We start from the raw sequence: 7339 nt of genomic DNA, 5'->3' as shown, positions 1-7339 counted from the left end.
TCGCGTGGGTGGTGGGGCTGATACTGTGGGGCCTCGCGGCGGGCGGTGTGCGCCTGCTGGGGCGGAGCACGGCGGGGGGGTGCGCCGCGCGGGCCGGCCCCCCCCGCCGGGGGGGGGCCGGACCGCGTGAGGACGGCGACCGGTCCGGTCGCCGTCCTCGTCGTGTCCGGGGCACGCCGCGCGCGGCGGAAGGCCCTGATGGTAAGTCACCTATGACGTGCACGACCGAGGAGTGGGAGGGTGCCATGTCCAGGGACGACGCGGACGGCCGGACCGGCCCGGAAGACGGGCGCGACGAGACCGAGGACGAGCGCGCCGACCGGAAGTGGAGCGAGCTCATCCAGGAGGTGCGGGTCGCCCAGACGGGCGTGCAGATCCTCTTCGGCTTCCTGCTGACGGTCGTCTTCACGCCGCACTACCAGCGGCTCGGCTCCACCGACCACACGATCTACATCGTGACGGTCGTGCTCGGTGCCTGCGCGACAGGGGCGTTGATCGGCCCGGTCTCCTTCCACCGGATCGTCTCCGGCCGCCGCATCAAGCCGCAGGCCGTGCGCTGGGCCTCGCGGCTCACCTTCGTCGGGCTCGTGCTGCTGCTGGCGACGATGACCTCGGCACTGCTCCTGGTGCTGCGGGCCGCCACGCACGACGCCTATGTGCCGTGGCTCGTCGCCGGCGTCCTGGTCTGGTACCTGGTCTGCTGGTACGGACTGCCGTTCTGGGCCCGGTACCGGCACACGGGCGACTGAGCCCCGACGTGGGACACGCGAACGCCGTGGCCAGGAAACCCGGGGGTTTCCTGGCCACGGCGTTCGCGTCGTGCGGTCCTGCGTCGTGCGGTCCTCAGACGTGCAGGACGCGGTCGACGAGGTCGCGGTAGCCCCGCAGGGCCACGCGCAGCCGCTCGGTGTCGCCGTCGTCGTGCTCGCCGGCCCGCCAGCCCGAGCGCAGTTCGTCGCGCCGGCTGCGCAGTTCCTCGACCAGTCGTTCGGTGGCCTCGCCGAGGACCTCGTCGGCCTCCTCCACGGCGTGGCGCGGCTCGTCGACGAAGCCGCCGACCGCGTGGTGCAGGCGCTGTTGCAGCTTGTCCACCGCGCCGTCCACCCGCGGCGGCGCGCCGGGGGCGGGCACCCGCCCTTCCTGCGCCGGCCGCCGGGCCGCCGCGGGCCGCTCCGTGTCGCCGGGCTTCTCCGCTGCCGCGGGCTTCCCGACCGTCGCGTGCCTGTCGGCCGCCGAGGGCTTGCCGGCTTCCTCGGGCCGTGACCATCCGGCGGGCCGCTGCACGGCAGGCGCCTCGCCCTTCTTCCCCGTGGTCTGCGGTGCCTGGGGGGCCCGCTGTTCGCGGGTGCCACCGGCCGTGGGGGACGTCCGCTCGTCGGGGGTCCGCTCGGCGGAGGCCCCGGCCGGGCCGTTGCGTACGTCGCGGCCGGTGCCGTCGGTCTCGCCGGTTCCGTCGGTTCCGTCGGTGTCGCGGTGCTCGTGCGTGGGATTCATCGGCTGCTCCAGGTCGGCATGTGGAAGCGGTGGGAGCCGCGTCGGCCGGAGCCCGTGTCACCTGCGCCGTCCTCGCGCGAGGTGGTGCGGGGCTCCTTGTCCACCGCGATGAGGTCGTCGAACAGCGCCCGGGCGTGGAGCAACCGAGCGCGCAGTTCCTCGGTGTCCGCCGCGGTGCGGTCACCGTCGTTCCGGGGTTGCGAGACCCCGCGCAGGTCGCGGTAGGCCTGGAGGTGCCGCGGGCGGTGGACCGACAGGGCGTCGATCTGCTCGCCCGAGGTGTGCTCCGGGAAGCCGCGGTCGTGCGCCAGCCGGTCCAGCAGCTCCGACGCCTCCTGCACCGCCTGCGCGGGGGAGTCGACGAACCGCTCCTGCAGGGCGGCCCACTCGGCGCGGTACTCCTCGGCCTGACGTGCGTTCAGCGGTTCCGGGGTCAGGCCGCCGTGCCGGTCGACACGCTCCTGCAACTCCCGGTGCGCCGCGTCCGTGTCGCCGTCGTGCCGCGCGACCGTGCGTTCGTACTCCGGTCCGAAGCGGCGCCTGAGCTGTCCCGTGCCGCCGCCGCGCCGCGACATCACGGCCGCGGCGAGGACGATCAGGACAACGAGGACGACCGCCCCGATGATGATGCCCGTGGTCATGGTGTGCCTCCTGGGGGCCGTCGTCGGGCCCCGGCATTCGAACTGACCTTGATGCGGGTCCTTGGTGTGCTCACGGTGCGTGTTTCCGCAATCCGTTCGTCCACACGTACGACGTCGGGAGGTGACGGTGCGTCAGCGCGGCAGGTGCACGTGGATGACCTTGCCGCCCGCGCGCAGGAGCGTCACCCGGAAGTCCCGGGCCAGCCGGCGCACCAGGCGCAGGCCGTAGCCGCCCGGCAGGAAGCGGTCGGAGGGCTGGGGCGCGGCCGGCAGCCGGTCGTTGTGGTCCTGGACGGACACGCGGATCGCGTCCGGCACCGCCACCACGTCGAGGGCCGCCAGCCCGCCGCCGTACCGGAAGGCGTTGGTCACCAGTTCGGAGACGACCAGCAGGCAGTCCTCGACCCGCTCCGGATCCACGCCTCTGAGCCGGGCGCGGGCGAAGTCACGCGCCTCGCCTATGGTGGTGGGCAGCGGCCGGTCCGCAGTGGCGGGCCGCACGATCCCCCCGCCTTCCGCGTCTAGGTCAATGCTGTACACGCACGATCACCCCGTAGGCATCATCGGTCCCTCTGTGGTCTGCCCCTGCTGGCCGGTCCTACGCTGCCTTCGGCGCGATTCACGTTCTTCCGGGATCGGGGGGGAATGCTTCGCGGAGGAGGGGGTACCCGAGGGGCAACGTACGGGAACATGACGTAGAGGTGCAGAGGTGCAGAGGTGCGAGGAGGAGCCGTGATCGCCCACGTGAGCGGGACGAGCACCGGGGTCGAGAGCCCCGAGGTCGACGTACTGCCGCAGATCACCGACCCGAGCAGCGTGGCCCCCACGAGCGCGCGCCGGCTGTCCAAGCTCTTCCTCGAGCGCCTGACGGTGCTCGAGGAGGGCACCCACGAACACCAGTACGCCCGCAACACCCTGATCGAGATGAACATGTCGCTCGTGCGGTTCGCGGCCAGGCGCTTCCGCGAACGCAGCGACGAGATGGAGGACATCGTCCAGGTCGGCACGATCGGGCTGATCAAGGCCATCGACCGGTTCGACATCTCGCGCGAGGTCGAGTTCACGACCTTCGCGGTGCCGTACATCGTCGGTGAGATCAAGCGGTTCTTCCGCGACACCACCTGGGCCGTGCACGTGCCGCGCCGCCTCCAGGAGCGCCGGGTGGAGCTGGCCCGCGCCCGGGACGAGCTGTCCTCCCGGCTGGGCCGCGCCCCCAAGGTGAGCGAGCTCGCGGCGCTCATGGACATCTCCGAGGCCGAGGTCGTCGAGGCCCAGGTGGCCTCCAACGGTTACACCGCCTCCTCCCTCGACGCCGCCATGAACGGCGACGACGGCGACGACGGCGAGACCGTGCTCGCCGACTTCATCGGCGCGATCGACCCCGCCATGGAACTCGTCGAGGACCTCGGCTCCCTCGCACCGCTCGTCGTGGAGCTCGGCGAACGCGACCGGCAGCTGCTCCATCTGCGCTACGTGGAGGAACTGACGCAGGCCCAGATCGGCGAGATCATGGGCTGCACGCAGATGCACGTTTCCCGGCTGCTCTCGCGCACCCTGGCCCGGCTGCGGGCCGGACTGCTCCAGGACGGCTGCGCCTGACCTCACCCCGTCCCCCGCCACGTGCCCGCGCCCGGTCCCTTCGGGCGCGGGCACGCGCGCACCGCCTACGATGCGCGGATGACCGATCACGATCACGTGGCGCCGGACCGCCGCTTCCGCCCGCTGGTCCGGATGACGGCCCGCGACCCGCACGAGCCGCACCGGGTCGCCACCCCGCTGGAACTGCTCTTCGACCTCTGTTTCGTGGTGGCGGTCGCCCAGGCGGGCGCCCGGCTGGTGCACGCGGTCGCCGAGGGCCATGCCGGGCGCGGTGTCCTCGGCTACTGCCTGGTCTTCTTCGCGATCTGGCTGGCCTGGATGAACTTCACCTGGTTCGCCTCGGCCTTCGACACCGACGACGTGCCCTACCGCATCGCCACCTTCGTCCAGATCACCGGCGTCCTGGTCCTGGCGGCAGGAGTTCCCCGGGCCTTCGACGCCAACGACTTCTCGATCGCCGTGGCCGGCTACATCATCATGCGCGTCGCACTCGCCTTCCAGTGGCTGCGCGCGGCACGCAACGCGGCCGGACCGGCACGGACCACGGCGCTGAGCTACGCCGCCGGTCTGGTCGTCGTCCAGGTGGGATGGGTCCTGCTGCTGCTCCAGCCCGTCGGCGGGCTGTGGAACTGGGGCTTCCTGATCCTGGCCGTCGCGGAACTGGTGGTGCCCGCCTGGGCCGAGCGGGCGCAGCGCACCACCTGGCACCCGCACCACATCTCCGAGCGCTACGGCCTGTTCACCATCATCGTGCTCGGTGAGTCGGTGGCCGCGGCGACGGTTGCCGTGCAGTCCGCCGTCGACGAGTCCACCGCGCTCGGCGAGCTGCTGCCCGTCGCCGTCGGGGGACTGCTCATCGTCTTCTGCGCCTACTGGATCTACTTCGCCATCCCCATCCACCAGCACCTCACCAGCAGCGCGCGGGCGTTCCTGTGGGGTTACGGGCACTACCTCGTCTTCGGCTCGGCCGCCGCCATCGGGGCGGGGCTTGAGGTGGTGGTCGAGCAGGCCGTGCACAAGGCGCACATCTCGCAGACGGCCGCCGCGGCCGCCGTCACGCTGCCGACCGCGCTGTTCCTGCTGACGGTCTGGCTGATCCACTCCCGCAGCGCCAAGCGCGGGTTCGCCGAGCACGCGGTGCTGCCCGCCTGTGCCCTGGTGGTGCTCGCGAGCACCTTCTGCGGGAGCGCGGCGGTGCCGGTGGCGGGGCTCGCCATGGCCGCGGCGGTCGCCGTGGGCGAGGTGCTGCACTCCCGGCGCTGGCCTGCCGCCTGAGGGCGGCGGACGGGGTGCCCCGCCGGAGGACGGGGCACCCCTGCTCCGGCCCTGTCGTCAGGGGAAGGAGACCACCGTGGACGGCGTGGTCGAGGTGCCGGAGGTCGCGGCACCGGTGCCGTTGATGACGTGGTCGTACTGGCCCATGCCGCCCAGGGAGACCACCAGGACGTCGTGCATCTTGATCCCGGACTTCACCGGGACCTCGAAGCCGTGGTCCATGCGGATCGTCGGATCGGTGGTGAAGTTGCAGTAGCTGCCAAGGCCCCAGGCCTCGTGGGTGTTCACCGAGTCGTCCACCTTGTAGGCGGCCCAGCCCTTCGTCGCGCCGTTCTGGATGGCGGCCTGGCTGGGGGCGTCGTAGGCGATCTCGTTCTGGAAGAAGACCGTCCTGCCCCGCTCGCCGCTCCACTGGACGTCGTACTTCTTGAAGTGCTCGACGAACAGGCCGGTGGCCAGGACGTCGTCGCCGTTCACGCGCAGGCCGTAGTCGGCCGGGTTGGTGTCCCAGCCCACTCCGGCGCCGTGGTCGGCGCGCCAGATCCAGGTGTGGTCGATGACGGTGTCGTCGCTGTTGACCTCCATGCTGGTGGTCGCCTTGCCAGGTCCGGCGCCGCCGATGCGGATGAAGACGTCCTGCACGGTCGTCGGGTTGGCGGCGTGGTCGGCGGCCGCGCCCTGCGGGCCGACCTGGAGCAGCACCTGGGAGTTGACCGCACCGGCGTCGATCAGGAAGCCGGCCAGCTTCACGCCGTCGACGTCGGCGACCTTCATGGCGGTGACGCCGTTGTCGGGGATGACCGTCGCGAGGCCGAGGCCCAGCACGACCGTGTTGGCGCGGGTGACGTTGATGGTCTGGTCGACGTGGTAGATACCCGGGGTGAACAGCAGGTTGAGGCCCTGGGCGAGCGCGGCGTTGATGGTGGCGGCCGTCGCGCCCGGCTTGACCACGTAGAACTGGCTCAGCGGGATCGAGGAGCCCTGCGGCGCGCCGTTGCCCCAGCTGGTGCCGCGGGCGTTGGTGCGCTTGGCCGGCACGAAGACCTTGTAGTCGTTGCCGTCGAGGTAGAGGAAGGGCTTCTCGCGGGAGACGGGGGTGGTGTCGAGCGTGGTGTACGGCGGGTTGGGGAAGCTCTGCGCGGGAGCGCCCTGGACGCCGGAGAAGACCATGTTCCACACGCCGTTGGTCCAGCCGCCGACCGAGCTGTCGCGGGTGTACCACTGCTGCTGCGAGTACGGGCCCACGGTGCCGTCGATCTTGCTGTCGGCGATGTAGCCGCCGCTGGCCCAGCCGTAGCCGTTGGGTGCGAGGTTGAGGCCGCCCTTGACGTGCATGCGGCGGAAGGGCGCGGCCTGGGCGACGGCCCAGCGGTCGGTGCCGGAGACCGGGTTGAGGGCGAGGTTCTCCGCGGAGCGCCAGAAGTTCTGGGTGGCGTTGCCGTTGAACCAGCCGGCGTCCACGGTCACGTCGCCGTTGAAGGTGGTGTCGTCGGGGGAGAGGCCGAGCCCGGCGATCGAGGTGTAGAAGCCGATGTTGGCGTTGATGTTGTTGTAGGTGCCGGGCTTGAACAGCAGCGCGTAGCGTCCGGTGCCGAACTGCGCGGACTCCTGCTGCTGGAAGACCTGGTCCAGCTTGGCCTGGATGCCCGGGGTCGAGGGGTCGAAGACCAGGACGTTCGGGCCGAGGTCGCCGCCGCCGGGGATCACCGGGCCGGTGCCGCCGTCGGTGGTGTGCACGGCGAGCTCCCACAGCGAGTAGCCGTATGCGGTGGCGCGGGTGGTGCCGTATACGCGCAGGTAGCGGCCCGTGCCGCTGACGGCGCGGGTCTCGGTGCCGCCGGCGCCGGTGGTCGTGGAGGCGACCGTGGTCCAGTCGGTGCCGTTGGCGGAGAGCTGGATCTGGTAGGCCTTGGCGTAGGCGGCCTCCCAGGTGAGGACGACCTCGCAGACGCTCTGGGAGCCGCCGAGGTCCACCTGGATCCACTGGGGGTCGCTGAAGGCGCTGGACCAGCGGGTTCCGGCGTTGCCGTCGACGGCGTTGGCGGCGGTGAAGGAGCCGTTCTCGGCGGAGGATGCGGTGGCGGTCCTGCCCTGCGCGGCATTGGCGGTGCCGCAGGCGGCGGCGTGGGCCGTGGTGAGCGGTCCGGCCGGGACGGTGATCAGGGCGAGCAGCACCGCCAGGAGGGCGATCAGCCCCAGGGGTCTGCGGCGGGCGGCATTGACTTCGGGTCTCATAGGAACTCCTGTGTCAGCCTCACGACTTAATTTAGGGCGTGAGTTAAGACGTGACAGAAGTCGCGGTCAAGACTCCTCGCAGAAAGTGTTTCTGA

At 71.5% G+C, this 7339-nt stretch carries 7 protein-coding genes; 3 read left to right on the top strand and 4 right to left on the bottom strand.

The window, feature by feature from the left end:
* Positions 1-245 precede the first annotated feature (245 nt).
* Positions 246-749: a DUF6328 family protein gene (locus ACFYYN_RS26680; protein ID WP_500326463.1), complete on the top strand. Its 504-nt coding sequence runs from the start codon at positions 246-248 to the stop codon at positions 747-749.
* Between the two features lie 94 nt (positions 750-843).
* Here the strand turns inward: ACFYYN_RS26680 and ACFYYN_RS26675 are convergent, their stop codons facing one another.
* The 3 genes from ACFYYN_RS26675 to ACFYYN_RS26665 all read right to left on the bottom strand — a co-directional run bounded on the left by ACFYYN_RS26675 (position 844) and on the right by ACFYYN_RS26665 (position 2636).
* Positions 844-1494 (bottom strand): hypothetical protein, encoded by a 651-nt coding sequence (locus ACFYYN_RS26675; RefSeq protein WP_500547787.1) that lies wholly within the window; start codon positions 1492-1494, stop codon positions 844-846.
* Complete coding sequence (locus tag ACFYYN_RS26670) at positions 1491-2135, bottom strand: hypothetical protein (protein ID WP_500547786.1); 645 nt, start codon at positions 2133-2135, stop codon at positions 1491-1493. Before ACFYYN_RS26670 ends, ACFYYN_RS26675 begins: the two co-directional genes overlap by 4 nt.
* A 132-nt stretch (positions 2136-2267) precedes the next feature.
* Positions 2268-2636, bottom strand: a complete 369-nt coding sequence (locus ACFYYN_RS26665; protein ID WP_500326459.1) for an ATP-binding protein — start codon at positions 2634-2636, stop codon at positions 2268-2270.
* Positions 2637-2867: 231 nt separating this feature from the next.
* Here ACFYYN_RS26665 and ACFYYN_RS26660 point away from each other — a divergent pair, with 231 nt between their 5' ends.
* Both ACFYYN_RS26660 and ACFYYN_RS26655 read left to right on the top strand, forming a co-directional pair.
* Positions 2868-3734, top strand: a complete 867-nt coding sequence (locus ACFYYN_RS26660; protein WP_500547785.1) for a SigB/SigF/SigG family RNA polymerase sigma factor — start codon at positions 2868-2870, stop codon at positions 3732-3734.
* A 78-nt stretch (positions 3735-3812) separates the two neighbouring features.
* Positions 3813-5009: a low temperature requirement protein A gene (locus ACFYYN_RS26655; protein WP_500326456.1), complete on the top strand. Its 1197-nt coding sequence runs from the start codon at positions 3813-3815 to the stop codon at positions 5007-5009.
* 57 nt (positions 5010-5066) lie between these two features.
* On the opposite strand, the gene ACFYYN_RS26650 is transcribed toward ACFYYN_RS26655, so the two are convergent.
* Positions 5067-7244 (bottom strand): pectate lyase-like domain-containing protein, encoded by a 2178-nt coding sequence (locus ACFYYN_RS26650; protein WP_500547784.1) that lies wholly within the window; start codon positions 7242-7244, stop codon positions 5067-5069.
* Positions 7245-7339 lie beyond the last annotated feature (95 nt).

It is taken from the genome of Streptomyces sp. NPDC001902, from assembly GCF_042891295.1.
Taxonomy (GTDB): Bacteria; Actinomycetota; Actinomycetes; order Streptomycetales; family Streptomycetaceae; genus Actinacidiphila.
The sequence above is the reverse complement of the archived record's forward strand: the minus strand, read 5'-3'. Positions and strand labels throughout refer to the sequence as shown.

Coding starts and splice junctions, on each gene's coding strand:
- ACFYYN_RS26655 (WP_500326456.1), top strand. CDS start 3,813: ATGACCGATCACGATCACGTGGCGCCGGACCGCCGCTTCCGCCCGCTG.
- ACFYYN_RS26650 (WP_500547784.1), bottom strand. CDS start 7,244: ATGAGACCCGAAGTCAATGCCGCCCGCCGCAGACCCCTGGGGCTGATC.
- ACFYYN_RS26670 (WP_500547786.1), bottom strand. CDS start 2,135: ATGACCACGGGCATCATCATCGGGGCGGTCGTCCTCGTTGTCCTGATC.
- ACFYYN_RS26680 (WP_500326463.1), top strand. CDS start 246: ATGTCCAGGGACGACGCGGACGGCCGGACCGGCCCGGAAGACGGGCGC.
- ACFYYN_RS26675 (WP_500547787.1), bottom strand. CDS start 1,494: ATGAATCCCACGCACGAGCACCGCGACACCGACGGAACCGACGGAACC.